The following is a 26,169-nucleotide window of genomic DNA, read 5'->3' on the forward strand; positions in this document are numbered from 1 at the left end:
CCGGGCGGTGCGTACGGAGGTCGCGGGGTGGGGCGGGGTGGGGTGTCGGTGCGGGTGGACCGGGCGGGGATCGGGAGGATCAGCGGGCGGGGAGCGCCGCGTCACCGAGGTTGCGGGCGGAGGCCGAGGCGGCGCGCTCGTCGGCGGTCGGGGAGAGCGCGACGAAGGCGGCGGTGATGAAGAGGTAGGACCCCAGGCCGACCGCGAGGGGGAAGATGAACTGCATGGCCGTGGCGCCGGACAGTGCGGCGTCCGAGGGTGCGACGCGGACGGCGACGGCGGCCATTCCCGTGTAGTGCATGCTGCTCACGGCCGCGCCCATGACCAGCGAGGCGCCTGCCACGGCCACCGGCGATTTGATGTTGAGCGCCGCCCAGAGCGCCGCGGTGGCGGCGATCACGGCGATGGCGACGGAGAGCCCGACCGTCAGCGGCCGGTAGGTGACCTGCCCGTGCAGGCGCAGCGCCGCCATCCCGAGGTAGTGCATGCTCGCGACGCCGAGGCCGGTGGTCAGACCTCCGAGCACGAGGGCCCTGCCGCGGTTCCTGCCGTAGCCGACGGCGAAGACCCCGGCGCCGACGACGAGCACGGCGACGAGGAGGCTGAGGATGGTCAGCGGCACGTGGTAGCGGATCTCGGTGCCGGTGACGTGGAAGCCGAGCATCGCGACGAAGTGCATCGTCCAGATGCCGGTGCCGATGGCCGAGGCCGCGGTGAGCAGCCAGTTGCGGCGGGAGGCTCCCGTCGCGGCGAGCGCACGGACGGTGCAGCGCAGCCCGAGGGCGGCGCCGATCGATGCCATCGCGTACGACAGTACGGGTGTCAGCCAGCCATAGGCGGCGTGGTCCAGGTGTCCCATGGCCACGGGACGCTAGTCCGGGTGAGGGCACGAACAAGGGGAGCATTTCGAAAGCCGCTGGAACTGCTGAAATATGACAGAGCTACGTTCATCTCCGATCACACCACGTGCCACCTTGCGCACACAGCGCAGCCGAGGTGTGCTCGCGCCGGCGGAGCGGAAGACCTCCGGGGGCACCGCGCGAACGGCACCGTGCGGGATCATGGACCTCATGAGCGAAGACCACACGCACGTGCAGGAGTTCTTCGGGTCGCGCGCCGGCGCATGGGACCGCAAGTTCCCCGACGACGGACCCGCCTTCGTCGACGCCGTTGCCGCGTGCGGGCTGCGCCCCGGGGACCGGGTGCTCGACGCGGGTTGCGGCACCGGCCGGGCCCTGCTGCCGTTGCGCGGGGCCGTCGGGCCCTCCGGGACGGTACTCGGTGCCGATGTCACCGAGCAGATGCTGGCCGCCGCGCAGGAGGCCGGGCGCGGGAGCGCCGGAACGCTCCTGCGGGCCGACGTGGCCCGGCTACCGCTGCGTGACGGCGCCCTCGACGCGGTGTTCGCCGCCGGGCTGATCGCCCACCTTCCCGACCCGGAGGCCAACCTGCGCGAGCTCGCCCGCGTCGTCCGCCCCAGTGGCCGGCTCGCCCTCTTCCACCCGATCGGCCGGGCCGCGCTCGCGGCGCGCCACGGCCGCTCGCCGACCCCCGACGACCTGCGGGCCGAGCACAACCTGGGCCCGCTGCTGTCCGCTTCCGGCTGGGACATGACCCGCTACGCGGACGAGGACCACCGCTTCCTGGTCCTGGCCGAGCGCCGCGCCTGACCCCCGGTGGGGGCGTGCGGGGCCCCGTACCGGAGGAGTTCCCCCTCGGCCGGTCCTCGCGCCGCCCCGGCTATCGCGTTCCGCGGCGGGGTGCCCGGGCGTACGCACAGGTGGCGGGCTCGGAAATCGGCCTCCTCCTGCTCTCGACGTGCGTGTTACCCGCTGGTTAAGGTGCGCCGACGAGAGAGCGATCGGGAGGCCACGTGTCCGACGAGGAGGACGGGGGCTCGCTGTACGTGCTGACCGCCGTACTGCTGACCCCCACGCAGTTTCCGGCCGTCCTGGGCGACGACTTCCCGGAGGCCTGCGCACTGCTGGGCGTTCGGCCCGTCACGGACGGGTACGGGCTGGTGCTCGGGCAGGACGAGGAGGGGGCGCGCTGGACGGTCGTCGTGGACGACGTCTCGCTCGTGGCCGCCGCCATCGCCTCCTGGGACTGCGGGATGGAGTACGACCTGTCGCCCGACGAGCGGACGATCGTGGTCTCGCTGGCGGGCTGGCCCCTGGAGCTGACCGTGTCGGCGCCCGGCGTCGCGGAACCGCACGATCCGGAGCAGGGCGCGGACGGCACCGGCCGGGTGCCGTTGACACCGCCATCGGCGGACGCGTGGGGACCCGTGCAGCGACGGATGGGCGCGGACCAGATCGCCCGGGAGTGGGCGGACTGGAGCGAGCGCGTCGCGACGGACGGCGGTGCGGCGGCCGCCGCGCATCCCGGGCTGGCCCGGGCGCTCGCGGAGGCGAAGCAGTACACGGTCGCGGCGCCGCCTCCGGGTCGGGTGCGTTCGTCCTTCGCCGCCGAGGGCGCGCGGACCGTACGGGCCGACGGCCCCGGCTGGTCGCTGGTGGCGCGGACCGACGACTCGGCGTTCGTCCTGCTGGACGAGGAGCCGGGCGAGGTTCTGATCGTCCCCCGCGAGGGGGAGTTCGACCTGGGCGAACTGTTGGCGGAATTGGACCGGGTGGCCGCGCGGCCCCTCTGAGGAACCGAAGGAGAAGCTGGTGGAGTCGGTGGGATCCGTGGAGTCGGTACCGGTGGGCGTGGTCGTGGGGGGCCGCGAGGAGGTGGTCGACGACCACTGGGGGCACGAGACGGCCGTGATCCGGCTCGACGGGCGCCGTTTCGGTCCGGAGGCCCTGTACGGGCTGGAGGACTTCTCCCACGTCGAGGTCGTCTACCACTTCGACCGCGTACCGGTCGAAAGGATCGAGACGGGTGCCCGACACCCCCGGGGCAACACGGACTGGCCCCTGGTCGGCATCTTCGCCCAACGCGGCAAGAACCGGCCGAACCGGCTCGGGGTCTCCCGCTGCCGGGTGCTGAAGGTGGACGGCCTGGACGTCCACGTGCAGGGCCTGGACGCGGTGGACGGCACTCCGGTGCTCGACCTCAAGCCCTGCATCGAGGAGTTCGGCCCGCGCGGCGAAACCCACCAGCCGCACTGGGCCACGGCCCTGATGCGGGACTACTACTGACCCCGAGGCCCCGCCACGTCCCGACGCACCTGACCCACCGGCCCCGTACGGACACGCCGGCCCCGGGCGGGCTCGCCGCGATCCGGGCGGGCTCGACGTGACCGGACGGACTCGACCCGATGAGGCGGGCTCGGCCCGCATCGGGCGGGCGGGGCGCCGAGGGGTCAGACCCGTTCGAGCGGGACGTGCGGGAGCTCCGGCAGGGTGACCGTGATCGTGTCGCCGGGGTGGATCGTGCCGCCCCGGTGGACCACGCCCATGATTCCGGCCTTGCGGACCAGGTTGCCCGTCTCGTCCCGGCCGACGACCTGCTTGAGCAGCCCGCTGCGGAACGCGTCGATCTGCCGGCACGGGTTGCGCAGCCCGGTCACCTCCACGACAGCTTCCTCACCGAGGCCCAGCAGCGTTCCCGTCGGCAGCGCGAGCAGGTCGATGCCTTCCGTGGTCACGTTCTCCCCGAGCTGGCCCGGCGCGACCTCGAAGCCCTGACCGGCCACCTCGTCGAACAGCTCCCGGTGGATGAGGTGCACCTGCCGGAGGTTCGGTTGGGTCGGGTCCTGCGCCACGCGTGAGCGGTGCTTGACCGTGACGCCCGCGTGCACGTCCCCCTCGACGCCGAGGCCCGCGAGCAGGGTGATGCTCTCCCGGTTCGGCTTCGTGAACGAGTACACGCCGTTGCTGCTGACCGCCGAAACCTGTGCGGTGTTCATGACCTGCATCCCCCTTGCCGCCTCAGCGGTCGAGTTGCTTCCTGGATATGCCCCGCAGCCGACGACGCTGGGAGGGGTCCAGCAGGAGGTACGCGACGGCCGGGACCGCGACCAGGGCCACCAGACCCCAGACGCCGAACACGTAGAACAACACGATGGCTGCCGCGACCGCGGCAACCGCGACCTTTCCGCTCCTCGACATCTACGGACACCTCCTCCTGCTGCTTCGACTGTTGACCTCTCAACGCTCCGCCCGCACCGTGCGTTCCCCCGCGCCGCACCCTTGTTCCGGCGCGGTGGGCCGGGTCATCGCGCCGCGCGCGCCCCCGGAGTCCGCGCATGAGGTACTCTCGGCCGCCCGTACCCGGTAGTCAAGTTTGAGGAATGCGTGCTCTCCGAGATCTCCGGCCTCCTCCGCTGCTCCGCCGTCTTCCTGCCCGCCGACCCGCCGCGCAACGGCCGCGTCGCCTTCTGGCGGACCGACTCCGACACGGCCGCGCCCGCCCGGCCCCCGGCGGACGGCGACCCCGGTACGCGAAACCCTGCGGAGGCCGACCCCACACCCCCCGACGGCGCCGAGGCCGCGGGCGGGGTCGTCGAGGAACTCACCGTGATCACCCCGGCGCTGCTGCCGGTCGCGGTACCCGCCCTGGTACTGCCCATCGGCGCCGCCCTACCGTTGCTCACCCGGGCCCGGACCACCCCCGGGGCGAGCGCCCCGACGGCGTTCTGGGGAGCGGCGTCGCTGCTCGCCCTCCGGTTCGCCGCCCGCGGGCTGCTGCTGCCCGGGCTGAGCCCCGCCGGGTACGACGCCTGGCGGACCGGTCCGCTGGAGGCCGCCGACCTCGAAGCGGTGCGGGAGCTGGCGGCGGCCATGCCGCCCGAGGCGCACTGTGTCCCCCTGGAGGCCGACGGGCCGCCCCGGCTGCCCGCCCCCGAACCGCTGCTGCGGGCCTTCCTCGACGCGGTCGCCGACATCCTGCCCCGGTCCCCCGCCGCGGCCGCCGCCGCGGGCGGCCCCGCCTTCGCCGCGCCCGCCGGTTCCCCGCGGCCGCTTCCCGCACTGCGCGCCTGGGCCGACGAGGTGGCCGCGGGCCACGACGCGGGGGTGCGGATCTCCCTGCGCGTCGAGTTCCGCGACCCGGACGCGGCCCGCCCCGGTGGCAGCACCTCCGACGGCAGCACACCCGACGGCAGCACTCCCGACGCCCCCGCCGACCGCCGCGACACCCCGCCCGCCCTGCGCGCCGTGCTCCAGCTGCACAGCCTCGCCGACGCTGGCCTCGTCGCCGACGCCGCCGACGTCTGGGCCGCCCCGGCAAGCGCCCCCGGCGCCGCCCCGGGGCGCGGCCCGGCCGCCTTCCCGCCCCGCGCCCGGCTCGACGCCCTGCGCGCGCTGCGCCGCGCGGCCCGGCTCTGGCCCGCGCTGTCGCCGCTGCTCGGGGCAGCCGTACCGGACGCGGTCGACCTCGCCGACGAGGAGGTCGCGGAGCTGCTCGGCGACGCCGCCGCGGCCCTCGACGCCGACGGGGTCCAGGTGCACTGGCCGCGCGGCCTCGCCCGTACCCTCACCTCCCGCGCCGTCGTCGACTCCCCCGCAGCACACGCCACCGGCTCGGACCTGCCGGGTCTCCTCTCCGCCGGGGCCCTGCTCTCCTTCGACTGGCGGCACTCCCTCGGCGGTCGGGCCGAGGACCTGACCCCGGCCGAACTCGACCGGCTGGCCGAGGCGAAGCGCCCCCTGGTCCGGCTGCGCGACCAGTGGGTCCTGGTCGACCCGGCAGCCGTGCGCCGCGCCCGCGCCCGCGTCGAGCGACCCGTCACGATCTCCGCCGCCGACGCGCTGGCCGCCGTACTCACCGGATCGGTCGAGATCGACGGCGTGCGGGTCGAGGTGACGGCCGCCGGAGCGCTCGCCGAGCTACGGTCCCGGCTGACCGCCGATCCGGAGCGGGCCGCCCTCCCGCCGGCGCCGAAGGGACTCGACGCGACGCTGCGGGACTACCAGCTGCGGGGCCTGGCCTGGCTGGACCTGATGACCTCGCTCGGTCTCGGCGCCTGCCTCGCCGACGACATGGGTCTCGGCAAGACCATCACCCTCATCGCCCTGCACCTGCACCGGGACCGACCGGAGCCCACCCTCGTCGTCTGCCCGGCCTCCCTGCTGGGCAACTGGCAGCGGGAGATCGAAAGGTTCGCGCCGGGCACGCCCGTCCGCCGCTTCCACGGCGGCAGCCGCACCCTCGACGGCCTCGACGGCGGCTTCGTCCTCACCACGTACGCCACCATGCGCCTGGACGCGGCCGAACTCGCCGCCGCACCCTGGGGCATGGTCGTCGCCGACGAGGCGCAGCACGTCAAGAACCCCCGCTCCTCCACCGCCAAGGCACTGCGCACCATCCCGGCGCCGGCGCGGGTCGCCCTCACGGGCACCCCGGTGGAGAACAACCTGTCCGAGCTGTGGGCCCTGCTCGACTGGACCACGCCCGGCCTCCTCGGCCGGCTCGGCACCTTCCGCATCCGCTGGGCCGAGCCCGTCGAGAGCGGTCGCGATCCGCAGGCCGCGGCCCGGTTGGCCGCGCTGGTGCGGCCGTTCCTGCTCCGGCGCAAGAAGTCCGACCCGGGCATCGCCCCCGAACTGCCGCCGAAGACGGAGACCGACCATCCGGTGTCCCTCACCCGCGAACAGGCCGGTCTGTACGAGGCGGTCGTGCGCGAGACCCTCGCCGCGATCGCGGACGCCGACGGGATGGAGCGCCGCGGACTGGTCGTCAAGCTGTTGACCTCCCTCAAGCAGATCTGCAACCACCCCGCCCAGTACCTGAAGGACCCCGCTCCCGGCCCTGCCGGCCCGCGGGACGCCGCCCGCTCCGGGAAACTGGAGCTGCTGGACGAACTCCTCGACACGATCCTCGCGGAGGGCGGCTCGGTGCTGGTGTTCACCCAGTACGTGGCCATGGCCCGGATCCTGGAACGCCATCTGGCGTCGCGCGGCATCGTCTCCGAGCTGCTGCACGGGGGGACGCCCGTCCCGCGCCGCGAGGAGCTCGTCGATCGTTTCCAGTCCGGGGAGGTGCCCGTCTTCCTGCTGTCGTTGAAGGCGGCCGGCACCGGCCTCAACCTGACCCGCGCCGGGCACGTCGTGCACTTCGACCGCTGGTGGAACCCGGCCGTCGAGGAACAGGCCACCGACCGCGCCTACCGCATCGGCCAGACCCAACCCGTCCAGGTCCACCGGATCATCGCCGAGGGCACCGTCGAGGACCGCATCGCCGAACTCCTCGAAGCCAAACGCGCCCTCGCCGACGCCGTCCTCGGCTCCGGGGAATCGGCCCTCACCGAACTGACCGACCGCGAACTGGCCGAGCTGGTGGCACTGCGCCCGGCCCCGGGGGGCAACCGATGAGCAGCACCCACGACCCGTACGAGGAGACCTTCCCCGCGCTCCCGCCGCACGGAGGCCGGGCCTTCGCCACCACCTGGTGGGGTCACGCCTGGCTGCGGGCCCTGGAGGACGGCGCGCTCGACGGCGAACAGGTCAAACTGGGCCGCCGGTACGCGCGCACCGGCGCGGTCGGCGCCGTGTCGGTGCGTCCGGGCGGGCTGACGGCGGTGGTGCGCGACCCGGACGGAACGGCGCGCCGGACGGACGTGCTGGTCCAGGAGTTCACCGAAGCGGAATGGGATCGGCTGCTGGGTCTGGCGGTCGCGGAATCGGGGCACATCGCCGCCCTGTTGGACCGCGAGGTGCCGCCGGAGCTCGCCGAGGACGCGGCCGCGGCCGGCGTCGACCTGCTGCCCGGCATGGGCGAGCTCGACCCGCGCTGCGACTGCGGCGAGTGGGACCACTGCCCGCATACGGCCGCGCTCTGCTACCAGATGGCACGACTGCTGGACCAGGACCCGTTCCTGCTGCTGCTGTTGCGCGGGCGCCCCGAACGGGACCTGCTGATCCAGCTGGAGGACCGCAGCGCCGCCGGAGCGGAACCGGAACCGGATGCCCCGCCCGGGGTCGTCGGCATCCCGGCGGCCGAGGTGTTCGCGACGCGCGCGGAGCTGCCGCCGCTGCCCCCGCCGCCGGAGCTGCCGCAGGCCCCGGGGCAGCCCCCGACGCTGGACACCGAGACGCAGCCGGACGGGCTGGACGTGGACGCCGTGGAGTTCCTCGCGCAGGCGGCCGCGTCCCAGGCGCACCGGCTGCTCGCGCGGGCACTGGCGGCGGACGGCGCCGAGCACGCGCCGACGGCCCCGCCGACCGCCGCGCAGGACGCCGTACGCCTCACCGCCGAGGCCCGCCACTTCCGGCTCCGTTACCGCTTGGCGGCGGCTTCCGGCCGCGACGGGCCGACCATGGACCTGGCCGTACGGGCCTGGGGCTTCGGCGGGGCGCCCGGCCTCGCGGCGCTGGAGGACGACTGGTCGCCGGACCGGGCGACCCTGGCCCGGGCCCGCTCCGCCCTGGCGGCGGCCTGGCCGGACGAGGACGCCCCGGAGCTGCGCCGGGTGCGGGCCCGCTGGACGGCACCCGGCGCCCGGCACCAGCTGCGGCTCGGCCGGGACGGCCGCTGGTGGCCGCTGCGCCGCGAAGGTACCCGCTGGAGCCCGGCCGGGCCGGGCGCCCCGGACCCCGCGTCGGCCCTGGCCTGCCTGGAAGCGGAGCCCGACGGGAGCGACGACCCGGCGTGAGGTGCGCGGCCCGGGCACCCGCGGCCCCGGCGCTGAACGGGATCGGTCGCGGACTGGCCGACGCGACGCTTGTCGGGGCCGGGGACCCGCACGACGATGGGGGCGCTCCGCGTACCGCGGCGCCACGGTCCCTCGGGAGGGCGACATGGGCGATCCGTCGTTGGCGCTGCCGGGCGGGGCCGATCCCGCCGAGCGCACGCGCGTCCTGCGGCGCGCACACGCCGCGTTCACCGAGGACGGACGGGTCGAGGCCCCGGTCCGTGCGGTGATCGCGAAGTCCTGGCGGCGGTGCGCCCGGGCCCGGCTCAGCCCGGAGTGCGCGCCTCGGCTGGAGCTGGCCGAGCCGGAGTTGCGGGCCTACCGGGCGCAGCATCCGCTGGCCCGGGTGATGCCGCTGTTCCGGGACCTCGTCGGGGCGTTCGCGGCGCACGGGGCGCACCTGCTGGCGGTGTGCGACGCGCGGGGCCGGCTGTTGTGGGTGGAGGGCGAGCCGGCCACGCTGCGCCGGGCGGAGCGGCTCGGTTTCGTCCCCGGCGCGCGCTGGGCGGAGTCGGCGATGGGAACCAACGCGCCGGGTACGGCGGTCGCCGTCGGGGAGCCCGTCCAGGTCTTCGGGGCGGAGCACTTCAGTCGCCGCGTGCATCCGTGGACGTGCGCGGCCGCACCGGTCCGTGATCCCGGCACCGGTCGGGTGCTCGGCGCGGTCGACATCACCGGCGGGGACGGGCTGGCCCACCCCCATTCCCTCGCCTTCGTCCAGGCGGTGGCCCGGGCCGCGGAGACCCAACTGGCACTGCTCGCGCCGGAACCGGGGGCCGCCGGGCAGGACCGGTTGACGGCGCTGGGCCGCGACGAGGCGCTGCTGGTCATCGAGGGCAGGCGGCTCGCGCTGGGGCGACGGCACAGCGAGATCGTCACGCTGCTGGCGCACCATCCGGACGGCCTTTCCGGGGAGGAGCTGGCCCACGCCCTGTACGAGGACGAGTCCGTCCCGGCGGTGACCCTGCGGGCGGAAATGTCCCGGCTGCGGGCGTTGGTGGGGCCGGAGCACCTGTTGTCGCGCCCCTACCGCACGGCCGCCCCGCTGGAGGCCGATTCCACGGCGGTGGTCCGGCACCTGGCGGCGGGCGCCGTCTCGGCCGCGCTCGCCCGGTACGCGGGGCCGCTGCTGCCCGCTTCGGCGGCGCCCGGCATCGTCCGGCTGCGGCGGCGCATCGAGGACCAGGCACGGGCCGCGGTGATCGCCCGGGCGGACCGGGGGCTGCTCACGGACTGGGTGTGCGCCCCGTGGGGCGCGGACGACCCGGCGGTGTGGCGGGCGCTGGCCGAGGCCCTCCCGCCGGAGGGCCGGCCGGCCGCGCTGGCCCGCGTACGCGCCCTGGACGCGGAACTCGGCGCCGGACCCGGGGCCGGGCGCGGCCGAGGGGCGACTTCGGGACCCGGGAGCGGCACGCGTCCGGGCGGGCGTGCAACGTACCCGCAACCTGCCCGCTCCTAGCCTCCTGCCCGAGCGCTGTCCGACGGCGGCCGGCGCCCGGCAAGGGGAGGACCTCCATGGCCCGTTTCGCTGCGCCCGGTACCGAGGGCGCGCTGATGTCGTACGCGGCGCGCTACGACCACTTCATCGGCGGTGAGTACGTCGCGCCCGCCCGCGGCCGGTACTTCGACAACCCCTCGCCCATCACCGGGTTGCCGTTCACCGAGGTCGCGCGCGGCACGGTCGAGGACGTCGAGCGCGCCCTGGACGCGGCCCACGCGGCGGCGCCCGGCTGGGGGCGGACCTCGGCCGGTGAGCGGTCCACGATCCTGCTGCGCGTGGCGGACCGGATGGAGCAGAACCTGGAGGCCCTCGCCGTCGCGGAGACCTGGGAGAACGGCAAGCCGGTCCGGGAGACCCTCGCCGCCGACCTTCCGCTGGCCATCGACCAGTTCCGCTACTTCGCGGGCGCGCTGCGCGCCCAGGAGGGCGCGCTCAGCCAGCTCGACGACGACACGGTGGCCTACCACTTCCACGAGCCGCTGGGCGTGGTCGGCCAGATCATCCCGTGGAACTTCCCGATCCTGATGGCGGTGTGGAAGCTCGCTCCCGCGCTGGCGGCGGGCAACACCGTGGTCCTCAAGCCGGCGGAACAGACTCCGGTCTCTGTGCACTACTGGCTGAGTCTGGTGGCGGACCTGCTGCCGCCCGGCGTCGTGAACATCGTCAACGGCTTCGGCGAGGAGGCGGGGAAGCCCCTCGCGTCCAGCCCCCGCGTCGCGAAGGTCGCCTTCACCGGGGAGACCTCCACCGGCCGCCTGATCATGCAGTACGCGGCCGAGCACCTCACCCCGGTCACCCTGGAACTCGGCGGGAAGAGCCCGAACCTGTTCTTCGACGACATCTGGACGACGGACGACGACCTGCGCGACAAGGCCCTGGAGGGCTTCACCATGTTCGCCCTGAACCAGGGCGAGGTGTGTACGAGCCCGTCGCGCGCGCTGATCGAGCGCGGCCGGTACGGGGACTTCCTGGAGGCCGCGGTCGCCCGCACCGAACTGATCGTGCCCGGCCACCCGTTGGACACGGACACGATGATCGGGGCGCAGGCCTCCGAGGAGCAGCTGAAGAAGGTCCTCGCGTACGTGGAGATCGGTGAGCGGGAGGGCGCGAAGCTCCTGACCGGCGGTCGCAAGCAGGAGTTGGAGGGCGAGCTGGCGGGCGGCTTCTACGTCCAGCCGACCATCTTCGAGGGTGACAACCGCATGCGGATCTTCCAGGAGGAGATCTTCGGCCCGGTGGTCTCCGTGACCTCGTTCCAGGACTTCGACGACGCCGTCCGCATCGCCAACGACACCGCCTACGGGCTGGGCGCGGGCGTGTGGACCCGTGACGTCAACACGGCCTACCGCGCGGGCCGCGCGATCCAGGCCGGCCGCGTCTGGACGAACTGCTACCACGCCTACCCGGCGCACGCCGCCTTCGGCGGCTACAAGCAGTCCGGCATCGGCCGGGAGACCCACAAGATGATGCTGGAGCACTACCAGCAGACGAAGAACCTGCTGGTCAGCTACTCCCCGAAGAAGCTCGGCTTCTTCTAGGTTCACGAGAAACAGCGTCTGAACTGGGCCGTTGTCCTCAGGCGCCGTCGGCTCGACCTGCTGGACGCGGACAGAGGTTCTTGCTGTTCCTCCCGATTCCGCCCGCCCGTCTTCCGCTCCAGACCGGCTGCTCCGGACCAGCCACGGACCAAACCGAGCTCACCACGCGGGTGGGCGCCCTGACTGGCGAGGTCCTGCTCTTCCATGGCCTCCTCGATGAGACGGTCGGCCTGCTATCCCGGAGTGGCCGTACCCGTTGCGGTCCGGGCCGCGAGTCGAGCCCTCCAGTAGGCGGCGGCGTCGTGTCCTTCCTGCATCGCAGTGAACTCTCCGGTCCTCCGGGCCAGCGCGGCGGTCGGCGCCTCGCCCTCGATGTAGGACTCCAGAGCGATGTTGAGCGCGCCACCGCTGAGGAACTCGGCGTACTCGCGCACAGACCCGACGATCGCGAAGCCAGCGGGATTACCGTGCACCAGAGCGTTGCGGACGCGGCTCCGCCGCCCCTCCAAGACGGCGCCTTGAGCGGCGTACCGCTCGACCAGGGTCCGGTATCCGGCGTGATCGCTCACGCTGGAGAACATCCGGCCGATCCATGCGCGCTCGTGCTCGATGCGGCAGAGCGAGAGCAGATCGGCGGAGCGGTCGGCGACGAACAGGATCCATGGGCGCGACGGATCGCTCGCGAACCACTCCCGGGTCAGCTCGTTGGCCAGACCACTGCGGTTTCCTCCGCCGAGCAGGCACATGCCGACCGCTCGTCGAACATCTGCGAGCCACCGCGCATGTGGCCAGCGCTCGCCGAGCAGACCGAACACCTCGCCCGGTGCGAGTGCCGCGTACGCCGCGACGTGTTGCACCACGCGGTCCGTGAGCGGGATGACGCTGCGGATGTCCGCTTCGGAAGGCTTGCGCATCGCCATGTCACGGCTGAACGGATGGTCAGCGGTGGTCTGCACTTCGATCGCGGCGGCGAGGAACCGCGGCAGGTCTTCGCGGGCGAGCGCCGAAGCGATGCGCGGACCGTGCTCTTCGATCGCCTTCGCGGTGATGCCTGCACCGTAGTGGTCATCGGGCAAACCCGTCTCGCGTCTGGGGAGCACGAAGCTCTGCGAGCCTGGGCGACCGGAGCACAAGAGCCCGTGTTGGACGAGGTACGGGCGGATCCCGCCAGCGTTGTGGATGGCGACGGATGATCGTCTCGACGGTGCGGACGGCGCGGTCCACCGCATCGGCTGCCGTGGTGGTGCCGAGGTCGACGCGGACCAGGAAGTCCACGTCGGATTCTTCGTCGACCAGCTCCGCGACTTTGAAGAGGTCACCGTGGCGGACGAATTCCCAGAGCTCCGCCTTGTGCTCGAAGTCCTGCCTACCTGGCCGGGCGTTGGGCACTGCCCAGTGGGCGTCAAGGAAGGACACCCGTCCGGCCGAGAGGTGCAGGAAGGTCCGGCCCTGATACCCGAGCCACACTACGACCGGCTCGGCCACGGCCCGAGTGCCGAGGTACGTCCGGGCGCTCGCGATGCGCTCCTCCAGCGGTACGTCCCTCTCACCGATGTGAGGGCTGTCAGGTTCCCGGCCGAACGCCATCACGGAGACAAGCCCCCGGAAGATCCCCTTCGCGTCGAGGCCACGCCTGCGCAACTGGTCAAAGAGCAGGTCGGCGATCGGGCGGTACTCCCGGCCCGCCAAAGCGCGGTCCCGTGCCGTGGCCACCAGGTCGTCCCAGCTGGCGCGGGCTCCTTCGTCGGTTTCGAGCGCGGCGAGCAGATTCTCCCCAGCCGTTGCGACATCGGTCCAGACCGCATCGGTGCGGCTTCCCGGCGGCTGCTTCAGGACCGTTCCGGGACTGTTGACGAGCCGCGCGAAGGCGGCTTGGAAGTCGGCGAGCGATGTGGCGATGTGGGCCCGGAGCCCGGGACCGAGTGCCCGTGCGGACTCCTCCAGATCGCTGCGCAACGATGCGCGGTTGGCCGCGTTCTTCCAAGCGTCGACGCCGCTGGCGAGCTCCAGCCATTCCAAGACCTCGTCCACGATCACGGTCAGGGGCAGAACGCTGCTTCCGCCGTGGCGCCGGTCGAGGGACGAGACGAGGGACTTCAACCAGCCCGGCGTGTCCGCGGGCCAATGATCGCTGACGTTGTAGTCGATCATCATGTCGCGGCCACCCCGCCTGCCGTCCTCGCGGCGTGCCGAGAGGCCTATCCCATCACTTCATCCTCAGAATACAGGGCAGTTGGCCCCATCTTTCTGGCACCAGCAGCACGGTATGACGTGTGCTGGCCAAGCCCTCAACATCGTTTCCGGGACTGCGACCGTGGCTCGGCGGCAGCCTACGGTGAATCTGGGTTCCGATGAATGGTCGTCGGGCATCTCTCGCACGATGAAACTCCTGATCAAACGACAAGGCGGATTGCTGTTCGTCATCACGTCGGGCCTGGCGCCATTGAGCCGAGCGAAGCCGTTCTGAACATGGCGCTGTCGGCTCCGGACGCTGTCGCCCGGTGGATTCCGGTACCTACGGATGAACGCAGGTGGACATCACCAGGGAGGAGCCGGCCGTAGCTCCGCGCGGGCGCTTTCCCGTCGAAGGGAGAGGCGGGGGAAGGCCCGACCACCTTGACTCTGGTACTCCATGCCCCGCCATGACGCGAAGTGGCATGGCGCGTCAAATGGCCCCTCCAGTGAATGGATTCCTATGGGATCACGGATGGAGTCGTCCCGGTCGTCGGCGTGCTGGAGCAGACACGGCGAGGGCCGGCCCGCACCAGCCGTCCCTGACAACAACTGGCGAAGCGCTTGTCTGGAACCGCCTCGATGCCGGACACGGCTCTGCGATGATCGCAGCGATCCGAAGAGGTCGAGCGGGGGGAATCAATGACTGATCACACAGTAGGCAGCAGTGCGGACGAGCCTCTGGGGCGAGCCTCCTACCTGATCGAAGGACGGCGGGTACTGCTTTCCGACCTCATCCACGCCGGCCTGCTGAGCACAGGGCAGCGCCTCACTTTCCGACAGCGGCGGTCCGGGCAGAAGCACCTTGCCCAGGTGACCGCGGATGGCAGGATCGAGCTGGGTGACGGTCAGCGGTTCAAGTCTCCTTCGGCAGCCGCTGCCGCGGCTACAGGGCGCGGCCCCTACGACGGGTGGACGTCCTGGGCACTGGACGACGGCACCTTGCTGGACGCTCTGAGACAGAGGCTCCTGGATACGGTGGCCGAGCTGCCGCCTTCCGGCGACGTCGCAGCTGACGGTTCCGTTGCCCGGCACACGCGGTTGAAGGACGCTCGGAGGCAGGCGGACGCCGAGACACCGGTCACCGTCACCGTCCGGGATCTGCTCGGGTGGTGGGGGGCAGCCCGGCGCGGCTACCTGGTCACCGAGCACATAGCCGCCGAACTGGCCAACCACGGCCTGTCCACTGTGCCGGACTTCGCAGCTGTGGGGATCGATGACCGGGTCACCTTGACCGGACCTTCCGAGGACACTGACGGCGAAGGAGAGGCTGCCGAGCAGGAGCCTGTAACAGGGCAGGAGGAGCCGGGGGAAACCAGTGCACCGGGATCTGCCACCACCTCCGGCAACGAGGAGGACAAGGGGGAGCCGATCCAGGGCCAGACGGTCGGCAACCTGCCCTCAGCGCTCAAGGGAGTGGTGTCGGTTCCCTCCTCAACGAGCTTCGAGGAGGTGTTCACCAAAATGCGGCTCAACGGGTACTCGCAACTGCCGGTGCTGAGCGGACCTCGGAATCTGCGAGGTGCCGTCACCTGGGAATCCATCGCACGAGCCCGCTACGCGGACTTCGAGGCCCCTTTCTCCGATGCCATCGTCGCCGCGCACGCGGTGAGCTACGCCGACCACTTGATCGACGTCCTGCCCGATCTGGAGCGGTTCGGCTTCCTCCTGGTCAAAGACCAGACGAATCAGATCGCCGGAATCATCACCGTCGCCGACGTGGCCGCCGAATATGGCGCCACGGCGCGTCCGTTCCTACTCATCGGCGATCTCGACCGGCAACTGCGCCGAGTCATCTCGGAGGGCCTGGACCTCGCGGAGGTGATTGCGCTCTGCGATCCCGACGGACGCCGGAAGCTCGTTGCCTTCGATCAGCTGTCCTATGGGGATTACCAGCAGGTCCTGGGCAACCAGGAGCAGTGGGACAAGCTGGGCTGGCCATTGGACCGCAAGTCCTTCATCGCCCGCCTCGACGAACTGCGGGAGATCCGCAACGAGCTGATGCATTTCAACGACAAGGACAAAGCCGGCGACTCGGCGATTCCGATGCTCCGCAACATGATCGAGCTTCTACGCGAACACGGCGGCTGAGGTGAGACGGTTGGCCACCCTTGTCGGGTGATCACCCGACAAGGGCAGCCGCCTCTCTGCAATGACGCCTCTCCGGTAGCGGCACGATGGGCGCGTGCCTGCGACGCCCTGGAGTGGGTTATCAAGCGCGACCTACAGGATGAGCCGTGGGTGGCCAGGCTGACCGATCAACTGCACCACACGGGGCGCGGGCTGTTGACCGGCATCGCATCGCTGCTCCCATGGCCGAGCCGGTGGTCGTGGCCTACGACGGACGCGAGGAGATCGATCTGCCGTGGCTGGCACCCTACCTCCTCTGGGCCCAGTATCCAGGCGTTTGCACGGGCTCGCGCCGCTCCCTGCGAGTGATCGGTGACACCGAATGGTACGACTCGCCCGTCGTGTACCAAGGCCGCGTTCTCGCCCGACTCCCACTGCTGGTGGAACACCCAAGCAGCCGGGCGCTCCCCCACTCCCATCTCACGCCAGCTTCTCCGCCAGGGACCAGGCAGGACCAAGATCCGGACCAATTCCGGACCAGCCCCAGCCGAGGCGCCGCACCAACTTCCGTTTCCCCTGGTCAGCGTGGCTGTGGCTGCTGTACCACCAGGAGACGAAGAACCTGCTGGTCAGCTACTCCCCGAAGAAGCTCGGCTTCTTCTGAGCGGAGGTGCCGGGGGCGTGGCACGGCCGGGCGGGCCGTGCCGTGCTCCGTGGGGTTTGATGTACTTCGGGCGATCGGCGTTCTCGGTGACGTGATCATCCCCCGCGCGGAGTGACCGGTGCGCCCGGCCGCTGCGTACGGGGGATCCCGGCGGTGAGTGATGAGGCTGCGATGAGTGAACTGACGAAGCCCGAGGTCGTGGTCCCGGAAGGTGAGGCTCCGCAGGAGCTGACGGTCCGGGACCTCGTCGTCGGGGACGGGGCCGAGGCGAAGCCGGGCAGGGTGGTCCGGGTGCACTACGTCGGCGTCACCTTCGAGTCCGGGAGGGAGTTCGACTCCTCCTGGGAGCGGGGCCTGCCGTTCAAGTTCGCCGTGGGCGGTGGCAGGGTCATCAAGGGCTGGGACCGGGGGCTGAGGGGGATGAGGGTCGGCGGTCGGCGCGAGATCATCGTTCCCCCGCGCCTCGGGTACGGCAAGCAGTCCCCCTCGCCGTTGATCCCGGCGGGCTCCACGCTCGTCTTCGTGGTGGACCTGGTCTCCGTGGTCTGAGGGACCCCGTGGAACCGCCCGGGAGGTACTGTCCCGGAAGTCGATCTCGGGAACGTCAGGGTTCCCCGGATCTGCTTTCGTCCGGGGAGGGACAGGCCCTTGAACACTGACGTACGGACCCGTGTTTCGGCCTACGCGATCGCGGTGGAGGACGACCGGCTGCTGCTGATCCGGCTCTCGGACGCCTCGCCGGTCTTCGCGCCGGGTCTGTGGCACCTGCCGGGCGGCGGCATCGACCCGGGCGAACAGCCCGTGGAGGCCTTGTCCCGTGAGCTCCGGGAGGAGACGGGGCTCGAACTCGTGGATGCTCGACTGCTGGACGCGCGGACCTACTCGGCCCGGCGGAACGGGGTGAGCTGGAGCCTGACGGCGTTGTTCCACCTCGTGACCCTCGGGGGCGGGGCGCCGACGGTGACCGAGATCGACGGCTCCACCGACGCGGCGGTGTGGATTCCCCTGGCCGATCTGCGGGACGAGACGCTGTCACCGGCGGCGGCCGACGCCCTCCGCATGCTGGGGCGGGCGCAGGAGGTCGGCCGCGGCGATCCGTCGGGGGCCGCCGCCGGCACGTTCGCCGGGTAATAGCCGACAGGTCGGTCGTATCGCGTCCTCGACCCCGGCTGCGGTGTCAGTCCGCTGAACTATCCTTCCCGGCATCGCACACCGACTCGAAGGACCAAGAGAATTGTCCGGCCTGCCTGCCTTCCCGCTGCCCTTCCAAACGTCCCGTTCCATACCGTTCGCGACACCGCGAACGCTGCGGGAACTCCAGATGATGCGGTGCAGCTCCCACATTCGGGCGAAGCCGGAATGGTTCGACAAGATGAACGACGCCGACATCGTCGCGAGGTGGACGCGGGAAGCACTCGCCCAGGGCCTCACCGAGGCGCAAGTGCGTTACGTTCTCGCCGAACTCGCGCATTACGCGGCGCTGCGGGACGCGGCGACCGGCATCGAGGTCTCCGCCGTCGACGGGGTGTGGCATTCGGACACCCTGGTCGACGAGGAACTCGGATCCCGGCTGCGTCGGGCGGTTCAGGTTCTGGAGCAGGTCCCCGAGGAGGAGAAGGACTGGCATCCCGGCTCCGACGGCCAGGTGCTCGACCTGGTTCATCCGTCACTGTTCTGCCTGGTGAGAGAGGCCAGTGGCGCGCCCGAGCAGGCTTGGCAGAACCCGACGGACCGCTATTCGAAGCACGAATTCTCGGAGAAGTTCCAGTGGCTTCCCACGGAGGTCGACGTCAGTGAGGACGGCGATGTCGCCTTCCGTTCGTACGTCAACAATGTCCATCCCGAAATTCACCACGAACTGGCCTCCGTCCTGCCGGAATTGTTCGCCCGCCTGCGCCCCCTGCTGGAGAACGTACTCACCGATCTGCGTCATCCGAGGCCCCTGCGGATCGAGGCCGATCCTTACGGTTGGTACGACTCGGAGCCGGAACGTCCGAGCAAGTCCGCCTACGCCGATGACGCCGCCTTCGCGGAGGCCCGTCGGGTGTGGGCACGGGCCCACGAGGAGTGGTGGGAGAACCGCCGCCCGGTCGTCCCGGACGCCCCGGCCTTCACCGCGCCCGAGGTGCCCGAGGAGTCCGCCCGGGTCGACCTGCGCGGCCGCCGTCTCCAGGTCATCGTCAAGCTCGCCACCCTTCACCTCACCCCGGAGAAGCCCGAGTACGCGGGCGGGTCCTGGCACGTCGAGGGAATGTTGAACGAGCGGATCGTCTCGACCGGCATCTACTACTGGGACAGCGAGAACGTCACCGAGAGTCGGCTCGGTTTCCGGGCGGCACTCGACGACCCGAACTACGAACAGAACGACGAGAACGGCCTGCGCGAGGTCTACGGCCTGGAGGACGAGGACGCGCTGAACCAGGACCTGGGATCGACGTCGACCCCGGCGGGCCGCTGCCTGGCGTTCCCGAACGTCCTGCAGCACCGCGTCAGCCCGTTCCGCCTCACGGACCCCACCCGTCCGGGACACCGCAAGATCCTCGCGTTCTTCCTGGTCGATCCGTCGCGAAGGATCACCTCGACCGCCGACGTGCCGCCGCAGCAGCCGTGGTCCGGTACCTCGACCATGACGCTCGAACAGGCGAAGGACTACCGCGAACAGCTCATGCGGGAACGCAAGTTCTTCGTCGCCGAACACAACGAACAGCTCTACGAGCGAGAATTCTCCCTCTGCGAGCACTGACCTCGTCCGCACCCCTCCCACCTGCGATACGTGCAGGTCGGCGGGTACGGAGGACCCTGGACGGGCGGGATGGCGACACCGTCCGGGATGCGCCGTCGCCCCGCCCGGCCGATAGTGGAGATCGGCCGGGCGCGGCAGGACCCGGCTCACCTCAGGGTGAAGGGACCGCCGCCATGGACGAACGGTGCATCGGCTTCGTCGAGTGGTACGACAGGACCACCGGCACGGGTTGGATCGTCCCCCTGGGGCGCACGACTCCCGTCCGTGCCTACCGCGACGACATCGAGGGCGAGTGCGGCAGCCTGTCGGTGGACCAGCAGGTGTCCTTCACCATCGAGCTGGGCGAGGGCCGGTTCGTGGCCCGTCACATACGCCCTTGAGCCGGTGCGGCACGTGACGCGGCCCGGCCCTCCCGTGGTCCGGACCGCCCTTCCCGTCATCAGGCTCGGCCCCTCCCGTCATCAGGCCCGCCTTCCCGTCGTCACGGTCCCGGGGTGACACGGGCGGACAGCTGTTCCGCCGGGGTGTTCAGGTGGAGCTGGAGCAGGCGGTGCGGGAAGAAGTACCCGCTGTCCGTACGCAGGAGCAGCACCCGTTCCTCCGCGCCGTACAGGAACCTCCGGTAGCGGTACGGGGTGCGCCCCCGGCGGGCGAGGATCGCACGGATGGTCCAGTGCCGCACGACGGCCAGGCCACCGAACCGGAATCCCCGCACCACCGCGAACAGGGCGCCCAGCAGGACGGCGAGGAAACCGGCCCGGCGCAGGTCGTGGCCCGGTGTGGCCAGGCCGACCAGCACCATCAGGCCGACGCCGGCCACGACCAACCCGGCGAAGCCGTGGACCACGGAGAACCGGACCGTACGGCGCATCCCCTCGTTGGGCCGGGGGCGACGGTCCTGGAGCGAGGGCTCGAACTGGTTGCCGACGATGTAGACGACGCCGAGCAGCGCGGCCGCGGCCGGACCGATCCACCAGGGGTCGGGGCACAGCAGGTGGACGACGTAGCCGATCAGGGCCTCGATGCTGAGCCACATGAACAGGCTGAACGCGCCGCGCACGAGGTGGAACTTGACCTTGGAGTAGTGCGTTCGCTCCCGAAGCAGCCAGGTCCACCGCAGCTGCTCCACCGGCTGGAAGACGTCCGTGAAGGAGCCCTCCATCTGGGTGGCCGCGACCCAGAAGTACGCGAGCGCCACCACCAGCGGCCCCGGTGCCAGGAGGTCGACGTGCAGCACGTTGACCATCAGGAACACCATGCCGACCATCAAGGGGCCGGTCGCGGCGACGGGTTCGATGATCGCGCCCCGGTCGGGGTTCCGTTCCCGGCCGCCCTTGCGTCCGCGTCCGCCGTTCCGGTCCCGGTCCCGGTCCTGGTCCCGGTTCCGGTTCGGGCTGCCGTCCGCAGCGTCGCCCCTGCCCGCCCGCTCGGCTTCGTCGGCCCTGAGGAACCGCGTCTCCGAGTGGTAGGACGTCACCGCGCAGGTGACGGCCATGACGCCGGCGAGGATGGCGGCGTCGGTGACGCCGGCCTCCAGCACCCCGGCGTGCACCGCCGCCGCCACCCACAGGACGGGCAGCCCCAGCGCGCAGAACGACATGGCCAGGTTCGGCAGCATCCTCGGGCCCCTCTGCTCCGTGCGGGGCAACCAGCCGAGGTCGAGCCGGTCCAGGTAGAGCACGTGTTCCTGCCGCTCGGTGAGCGTCCGCGCGAGCCAGGTCAGCCAGGTCAGCGTCCGCTCCGGGGACTCGTCCGGCCCGGGGCGCTCGCGCAGCAGGCATTCGCGGACGTACGCGTCGAAGATCCGGCCGCGCCGCTCGGCCGGACTGCCCGGGCGGCGCAGGTCGTCGGCCGGCCTGTTGCGGTACGTGACCCGGATGAAACCGAGCATCATCGGTGACCGGAGCAGCTCCCACAGGTCCGGGTCCTCCTCCAGCGCGACGTGGACGTCCGCGAGGGCCTGACGGTCGGCGGTGAGGAACTCCTGGACGTCCTGCCGGCTCGGCGGCTGGATCTCCACGTAGCGCAGGGCCCTGAGGTCGAGGGCGAGGCGCCGCAGATCGGCCTCGTCCGTGCGGCAGCCGACGGCCATGCCGGGACAGGCCCGGCGCAGGCGCCGCAGTTCCGCGACGCACTTGGAACGGTCAGCCTCCGGGACCTCGTCCAGGCCGTCCAGGACGGGAAGCAGGCGGTGTTCGCTGAGCCAAGTCCGCACCAGGACCCCGGAGATCCCGGTGTACTGCCGTCCCATCGCGTTGACCAGCCACTCCTCGAAGGGCTCGCCGCGGTAGGTGTCCAGCCGCAGGTAGACGGGTACGTGGAGGGGCTCCGCCTCGTCGGGCCCCTCCAGCGCCTCCACGGCCAACCGGTGTGCGAGCCGGGCGAGTTGCGTGGTCTTCCCCATGCCGGGCCGACCGAGCAGCACCAGGTCGTCGGTGTCCTCGAAGAGCGTGCGGATGTCGCTCACCCGGGTCGCGGCCGCCACCGGCTCGACCCTGCGGGCCCTCCTCCCCCTGCGGCCGCGCACGTTCTCGGCCTGCCGGTCGACGGTGAGGATCGTGAACCTCGGCCGGAGGTAGAGGTGGACCTCGGCGCGTCCCCACTCGACGGCGGTCCGGTCGCGGACCTGTTTGACCAGACGGCGACGCAGGCGTACCGCCGCCCGGTCCCGGCGGGCCCGGCCGGGCCAGGTGAACGCGAGGAGGACCCAGGCCAGGACGGCGCGCACGAACCGGCGGACCGGATAGCGCCGCAGGGCCGCCCCGGGGTCGGTACCCGCACCCGTGGGGCGCGTCGGCTCCGTCGCCTCGGGCCGCGGGGACGGGATCCGCCGGGCGGGGTCCCCCTCCGGGCTCCCGTCCTCGTCCCGACGCCCTCCCGCGGGCTCGTCCGGCGAGGTGTCCTCGACGCCGGGCAGCAGCGGAACCGGCTCCGGTGTCCCCCCGCCGGCCGTCGACTCCTGTTCGCCCGCCGCCCGGTGCCACCGGGGTTCCCATTCGGCGGGGTCCCCGCGCAGCGCCGTGACCATCGACAGGAACGGGGTCAGCTGCGGCCGCCGCTTGCCGGAGAAGGCTTCCGAGACGTACGAGCGGCTGAGGTGGGCCGCATCGGCGAGCGCCGTCACGGTGGGCCGGTCCGCCGGGTCGAGTCCCTCGTAGAGCTCGTCGTGGACACGGCCCATGAGCGTCGCCCAGGGACGCAACTCCGGTGGAACCGCGGCCGGGTCGGGACGCTGGGGGCCCCGCGGCCGGAAGCCCGCAGATGACGTCATCCGTTCTCCTCGTTCACGAGCCGTTCATCGTCGTTCACTCGTTCACGGCTGCTGAATGTCCCTGGTCGGACGGGGTGCGGCGGGCGTAGAACCGTACTCGTCGGTGCCGCCGGCCGGGTTCGCCGCAGTCGGCGGCGGGGCCCGGCGGGCCCACCCCGAAGCATTCATCTTGGCCATCGGGACATCGCGTGTACGGCCAACCGCCAGGTTCGAAGCATTTGTTGGCGGATCAGCCGAACCCGTACGCCCGTGGGTCACCATCCGCGCCGTGTCGCACGAGGAGTTCTTCATGACGTCCCCCTCACGCCTTCTCGCCTCCTTCGGCGGCCTGTTGACGGCCGTCGTGGGCCTACTGGCCCGCGCCCCCTGGTGGGTGGTCGCGGGCCTGGCCTTCGCCGGCCTGCTGGTCCTGCGGGCCGAGGCGCTGGTGAACGCCCGCAACGAGGCCCGTCGCGGGCACCACGAGCACCGCCTGCTGGGCCAGGTGCCCCGGCGGCAGGCCCTCGCGTACCTCCGGGAGGTCAGGCGCGACCGTGCCGCGGCGGAGCCGGAGCCGGCGTCCGACCCCGGGGCGGACGCCGGGTGACGGGGATCGGGGTGGCCGTGAATTGCGTTGCCGATCGTGCGCGCGGCGCGAAGAATGCTGCCGCATGGGACATGTCGAGGCGGGCCGGCTCCAGTACTACTTGCCGGACGGACGGGTGCTGCTCGGCGACGTCTCCTTCCGCGTGGGCGAGGGCGCCGTGGTCGCCCTGGTCGGCGCCAACGGCGCGGGCAAGACGACGTTGCTGCGGCTGATCGCCGGTGAACTCCAGCCGCACGGCGGCACGGTCGTCGTGAGCGGTGGGCTGGGGGTGATGCAGCAGTTCGTCGGATCCGTACGGGACGAGCGGACGGTGCGCGACCTGCTGGTCTCCGTCGCGCAACCGCGGATCAGGGAGGCGGCGGCCCGCGTGGACGCCGCCGAGCACCTGATCATGACGGTCGACGACGAGGACGCGCAGATGGGGTACGCGCAGGCACTCAGCGACTGGGCGGAGGCGCGCGGGTACGAGGCGGAGACCGTCTGGGACATGTGCACCATGGCGGCGCTGGGCGTGCCGTACGACAGGGCCCGGTTCCGGCAGGTGCGGACCCTGTCCGGCGGGGAGCAGAAGCGCCTCGTCCTGGAAGCGCTGTTGCGCGGCCCCGACGAGGTGCTCCTGCTGGACGAGCCGGACAACTACCTCGACGTACCCGGCAAGCGCTGGCTGGAGGAGAGGCTCAAGGAGACCCGCAAGACGGTCCTGTTCGTGTCGCACGACCGGGAGTTGCTCGCCCGGGTCGCGCAGAAGATCGTCGCGGTGGAGCCCGGACCCGCGGGGTCGGACGTGTGGGTGCACGGCGGTGGATTCGCCACCTTCCACGAGGGTCGCCGCGAGCGCTTCGCCCGCTTCGAGGAGTTGAAGCGCCGCTGGGACGAGAAGCACGTCCAGTTGAAGAAGCTGGTGGCGGACATGCAGCAGTACGCGTCGCGCAGCGACGTGATGGCCTCCCGGTACCACGCGGCCCGGACGCGGCTGCGGAAGTTCGAGGAGGCCGGCCCGCCGCCGGAGCCGCCGCGCGAGCAGGAGATCACCATGCGGCTGCGTGGTGGGCGTACCGGCGTACGGGCGGTGACCTGCGAGGACGTCGAGCTGACCGGGCTGATGAAGCCGTTCTCGTTGGAGGTCTTCCACGGTGAGCGGGTCGCGGTTCTCGGGTCCAACGGTTCCGGGAAGTCGCACTTCCTGCGGCTGCTCGCGGGTGACCCCTCGGTGGCGCACTCCGGGCGGTGGAAGCTGGGCGCCCGGGTCGTGCCGGGCCACTTCGCGCAGACCCACGCCCACCCCGAGCTGCTCGGGCGCGCCCTCGTCGACATCCTCTGGACGGAGCACGCCAGGGACCGGGGCGGTGCCATGTCGGTACTGCGCCGGTACGAGCTGGAACGTCAGGGCGACCAGGCCTTCGAGAGGCTGTCCGGCGGGCAGCAGGCGCGCTTCCAGATCCTGTTGCTGGAGCTGGCCGGTACGACCGCCCTCCTCCTGGACGAGCCGACCGACAACCTCGACCTGGAGTCGGCGCAGGCGCTCCAGGAGGGCCTGGACGCCTACGAGGGCACGGTGCTCGCGGTCACGCACGACCGCTGGTTCGCGAGGAGCTTCGACCGCTTCCTGGTGTTCGGCGCGGACGGCGTGGTCCGGGAGACCTCGGAGCCGGTGTGGGACGAACGGCGGGTGGCCCGGGCCCGCTGACCGCGGCCCCCGTCGCCCCGCGCCCGGCCCCGCCGCACCGTTGCCGGGGGCGGGGCGGCGGCGCGGCGGGCGGCGGTGGGGTTCAGGCCCGCGATCCGCGCGCGTCCCACGCGGCGAGGACCGCGTCGTGCTTGTCCTTGTCCAGGCCGACGGGGGTCGCCCCCTGAAGGTACTTGGGCCGCGGATGACCGCCTTCGACGAGCGCCCGCCAGGTGTCCGCGACGGTCTCGGTGATCGGGCGGCAACGCAGGCCGGCGGCCAGGGCCTTGGCCGAGGAGGCGGTCCAGGCGCCGGCCGACTCGGGACCCGTGGGGACCCACAGGGGCACTTCGGTCCAGGGGGCCACGCCGTGGTCCTGGAGGAACCGCTCGTCCGCCCAGACGAGTTCGGTCCCGGCGCCGGTGGCGTCGACGCAGGCGGCCAGCAGTTCGCCCATGGTCGTGTTCTCGCGGACACCGGTGGTCAGGTACCGGCCGGTGCCGCCCTCGGCGAGCCGGTCGAGCACGAAGTCGGCGATGTCGCGTGCGTCGATCAGCTGCACCGCGCGGTCCGGGGATCCCGGGGCCAGCACGCGGCCGCCGCGCGCGATGGTCTCCAGCCACCACGGGAGGCGTCCGACGTTCTCCCCGGGGCCGACGATGATGCCGGGATTGACGATCAGCGCGCGTTCGGGGAAGCCCTCCTCGACCGCCCGCTCGCAGCCGGCCTTGAGCGCGTTGTAGGGGACGTCGTCCGGCGAGGCGTCCGGAGCGCAGGCGTGGCGGGGGAAGGACTCGTCCACCGCCTTGGTGGGCCAGTCCGCATAGGCGTGGAAGGAGGAGACGAAGGCGTACGCGTCCGCGTGGCCGGCCAGTGCCCGGACCGAACGCCGCACGATCCGGGGCTCGAAACCGCAGGTGTCGATCACCCAGTCCCAGGTCCGTCCCTCCGCCAGCGCGCGCAGGGCGTCCTCGTCCTCCCGATCGCCCCGGACCGCCTCGGCCCCGTCAGGCGTCGGGCCCGCCTGTCCTCGGTTGAACAGCGTCACCTCGTGACCGCGTCGCAGCGCCTCGTCGACGAGCGCGCGGCCCAGGAAAACGGTTCCACCGATGAGAAGGATCTTCATGACCTCAAGGACTACCACGCGTACGAAGGCGTCGAGACCCCCCTTCACCAGGAGCGGAACACACGTCGCCGGCGCGGGCGGTCGCGGAACGACCTCGCCGGCGCGGGCCCGGCACGCTCCCGGCGGTCGACAGCTGCCCGGTACCCGCGAGTTGGCCTCGCTCGGCACGTGCCACACTCCCCGTACGAACG

The 26,169-nt window shown here is 72.0% G+C and carries 21 protein-coding genes; 14 read left to right on the forward strand and 7 right to left on the reverse strand.

Annotated elements, in window-relative coordinates; genetic code table 11:
• Positions 1 to 79: 79 nt before the first annotated feature.
• Positions 80 to 859 carry an MHYT domain-containing protein gene (locus ACFVS6_RS21625; protein WP_389705953.1) on the reverse strand — a complete coding sequence of 260 codons (780 nt, stop codon included), beginning with the start codon at positions 857 to 859 and terminating at the stop codon, positions 80 to 82.
• A gap of 211 nt (positions 860 to 1,070) precedes the next feature.
• Here ACFVS6_RS21625 and ACFVS6_RS21630 point away from each other — a divergent pair, with 211 nt between their 5' ends.
• From ACFVS6_RS21630 to ACFVS6_RS21640, 3 genes are all read left to right on the forward strand, one after another.
• Positions 1,071 to 1,670 (forward strand): class I SAM-dependent methyltransferase, encoded by a 600-nt coding sequence (locus ACFVS6_RS21630; protein WP_389705955.1) that lies wholly within the window; start codon positions 1,071 to 1,073, stop codon positions 1,668 to 1,670.
• 203 nt (positions 1,671 to 1,873) lie between these two features.
• Positions 1,874 to 2,653 carry a hypothetical protein gene (locus ACFVS6_RS21635; RefSeq protein ID WP_389705957.1) on the forward strand — a complete coding sequence of 260 codons (780 nt, stop codon included), beginning with the start codon at positions 1,874 to 1,876 and terminating at the stop codon, positions 2,651 to 2,653.
• 19 nt (positions 2,654 to 2,672) lie between these two features.
• Positions 2,673 to 3,146, forward strand: a complete 474-nt coding sequence (locus tag ACFVS6_RS21640; protein ID WP_389705959.1) for an SAM-dependent methyltransferase — start codon at positions 2,673 to 2,675, stop codon at positions 3,144 to 3,146.
• 164 nt (positions 3,147 to 3,310) lie between these two features.
• Here the strand turns inward: ACFVS6_RS21640 and ACFVS6_RS21645 are convergent, their stop codons facing one another.
• Together ACFVS6_RS21645 and ACFVS6_RS21650 are read right to left on the reverse strand one after the other, a co-directional pair.
• Complete coding sequence (locus ACFVS6_RS21645; protein ID WP_389705961.1) at positions 3,311 to 3,856, reverse strand: MOSC domain-containing protein; 546 nt, start codon at positions 3,854 to 3,856, stop codon at positions 3,311 to 3,313.
• Positions 3,857 to 3,878: 22 nt separating this feature from the next.
• A complete protein-coding gene (locus ACFVS6_RS21650) occupies positions 3,879 to 4,058 on the reverse strand; it encodes a hypothetical protein (RefSeq protein WP_281211044.1) in 180 nt (59 codons plus the stop codon).
• Positions 4,059 to 4,244: 186 nt separating this feature from the next.
• Here ACFVS6_RS21650 and ACFVS6_RS21655 point away from each other — a divergent pair, with 186 nt between their 5' ends.
• The 4 genes from ACFVS6_RS21655 (at position 4,245) to ACFVS6_RS21670 (ending at position 11,620) form a co-directional block, all read left to right on the forward strand.
• Positions 4,245 to 7,262: an SNF2-related protein gene (locus tag ACFVS6_RS21655; protein WP_389705963.1), complete on the forward strand. Its 3,018-nt coding sequence runs from the start codon at positions 4,245 to 4,247 to the stop codon at positions 7,260 to 7,262.
• Positions 7,259 to 8,542 (forward strand): SWF or SNF family helicase, encoded by a 1,284-nt coding sequence (locus ACFVS6_RS21660; protein ID WP_389705965.1) that lies wholly within the window; start codon positions 7,259 to 7,261, stop codon positions 8,540 to 8,542. The genes ACFVS6_RS21655 and ACFVS6_RS21660 overlap by 4 nt, the downstream gene beginning before the upstream one ends.
• Positions 8,543 to 8,687: 145 nt before the next feature.
• Positions 8,688 to 10,040 (forward strand): GAF domain-containing protein, encoded by a 1,353-nt coding sequence (locus ACFVS6_RS21665; RefSeq protein WP_389705967.1) that lies wholly within the window; start codon positions 8,688 to 8,690, stop codon positions 10,038 to 10,040.
• A 56-nt stretch (positions 10,041 to 10,096) separates the two neighbouring features.
• On the forward strand, positions 10,097 to 11,620 hold the full coding sequence (locus ACFVS6_RS21670) for an aldehyde dehydrogenase family protein (RefSeq protein ID WP_389705969.1): 1,524 nt from the start codon (positions 10,097 to 10,099) through the stop codon (positions 11,618 to 11,620).
• Between the two features lie 233 nt (positions 11,621 to 11,853).
• On the opposite strand, the gene ACFVS6_RS21675 is transcribed toward ACFVS6_RS21670, so the two are convergent.
• On the reverse strand, positions 11,854 to 12,696 hold the full coding sequence (locus ACFVS6_RS21675) for a hypothetical protein (protein WP_389705971.1): 843 nt from the start codon (positions 12,694 to 12,696) through the stop codon (positions 11,854 to 11,856).
• Positions 12,686 to 13,774 (reverse strand): hypothetical protein, encoded by a 1,089-nt coding sequence (locus tag ACFVS6_RS21680; protein WP_389705973.1) that lies wholly within the window; start codon positions 13,772 to 13,774, stop codon positions 12,686 to 12,688. Before ACFVS6_RS21680 ends, ACFVS6_RS21675 begins: the two co-directional genes overlap by 11 nt.
• Before the next feature lie 720 nt (positions 13,775 to 14,494).
• Here ACFVS6_RS21680 and ACFVS6_RS21685 point away from each other — a divergent pair.
• The 5 genes from ACFVS6_RS21685 to ACFVS6_RS21705 all read left to right on the forward strand — a co-directional run bounded on the left by ACFVS6_RS21685 (position 14,495) and on the right by ACFVS6_RS21705 (position 19,709).
• Positions 14,495 to 15,943, forward strand: coding sequence for a CBS domain-containing protein (locus tag ACFVS6_RS21685; protein ID WP_389705975.1), 1,449 nt, complete (start codon positions 14,495 to 14,497; stop codon positions 15,941 to 15,943).
• A gap of 814 nt (positions 15,944 to 16,757) precedes the next feature.
• Entirely contained in the window at positions 16,758 to 17,135 is a 378-nt protein-coding gene (locus tag ACFVS6_RS21690; RefSeq protein ID WP_389705977.1) for an FKBP-type peptidyl-prolyl cis-trans isomerase, read from the forward strand.
• A gap of 99 nt (positions 17,136 to 17,234) precedes the next feature.
• On the forward strand, positions 17,235 to 17,717 hold the full coding sequence (locus ACFVS6_RS21695; RefSeq protein ID WP_389705979.1) for an NUDIX hydrolase: 483 nt from the start codon (positions 17,235 to 17,237) through the stop codon (positions 17,715 to 17,717).
• Positions 17,718 to 17,820: 103 nt separating this feature from the next.
• Entirely contained in the window at positions 17,821 to 19,329 is a 1,509-nt protein-coding gene (locus ACFVS6_RS21700) for a DUF4246 domain-containing protein (protein WP_389705980.1), read from the forward strand.
• Positions 19,330 to 19,502: 173 nt separating this feature from the next.
• A complete protein-coding gene (locus ACFVS6_RS21705) occupies positions 19,503 to 19,709 on the forward strand; it encodes a cold shock domain-containing protein (protein WP_389705982.1) in 207 nt (68 codons plus the stop codon).
• Between the two features lie 101 nt (positions 19,710 to 19,810).
• On the opposite strand, the gene ACFVS6_RS21710 is transcribed toward ACFVS6_RS21705, so the two are convergent.
• Positions 19,811 to 22,600 carry an NACHT domain-containing protein gene (locus ACFVS6_RS21710; RefSeq protein ID WP_389705984.1) on the reverse strand — a complete coding sequence of 930 codons (2,790 nt, stop codon included), beginning with the start codon at positions 22,598 to 22,600 and terminating at the stop codon, positions 19,811 to 19,813.
• Positions 22,601 to 22,889: 289 nt separating this feature from the next.
• Between ACFVS6_RS21710 and ACFVS6_RS21715 the strand changes: the two genes are divergently transcribed.
• On the forward strand, positions 22,890 to 23,186 hold the full coding sequence (locus tag ACFVS6_RS21715) for a hypothetical protein (RefSeq protein ID WP_389705986.1): 297 nt from the start codon (positions 22,890 to 22,892) through the stop codon (positions 23,184 to 23,186).
• Between the two features lie 64 nt (positions 23,187 to 23,250).
• Positions 23,251 to 24,873, forward strand: coding sequence for an ABC-F family ATP-binding cassette domain-containing protein (locus ACFVS6_RS21720; RefSeq protein WP_389705988.1), 1,623 nt, complete (start codon positions 23,251 to 23,253; stop codon positions 24,871 to 24,873).
• Between the two features lie 82 nt (positions 24,874 to 24,955).
• On the opposite strand, the gene ACFVS6_RS21725 is transcribed toward ACFVS6_RS21720, so the two are convergent.
• A complete protein-coding gene (locus tag ACFVS6_RS21725; RefSeq protein ID WP_389705990.1) occupies positions 24,956 to 25,978 on the reverse strand; it encodes an NAD-dependent epimerase/dehydratase family protein in 1,023 nt (340 codons plus the stop codon).
• Between the last annotated feature and the right edge of the window lie 191 nt (positions 25,979 to 26,169).

The sequence above is a fragment of the Streptomyces sp. NPDC057939 genome (genome assembly GCF_042887545.1).
Classification (GTDB): Bacteria; Actinomycetota; Actinomycetes; order Streptomycetales; family Streptomycetaceae; genus Streptomyces.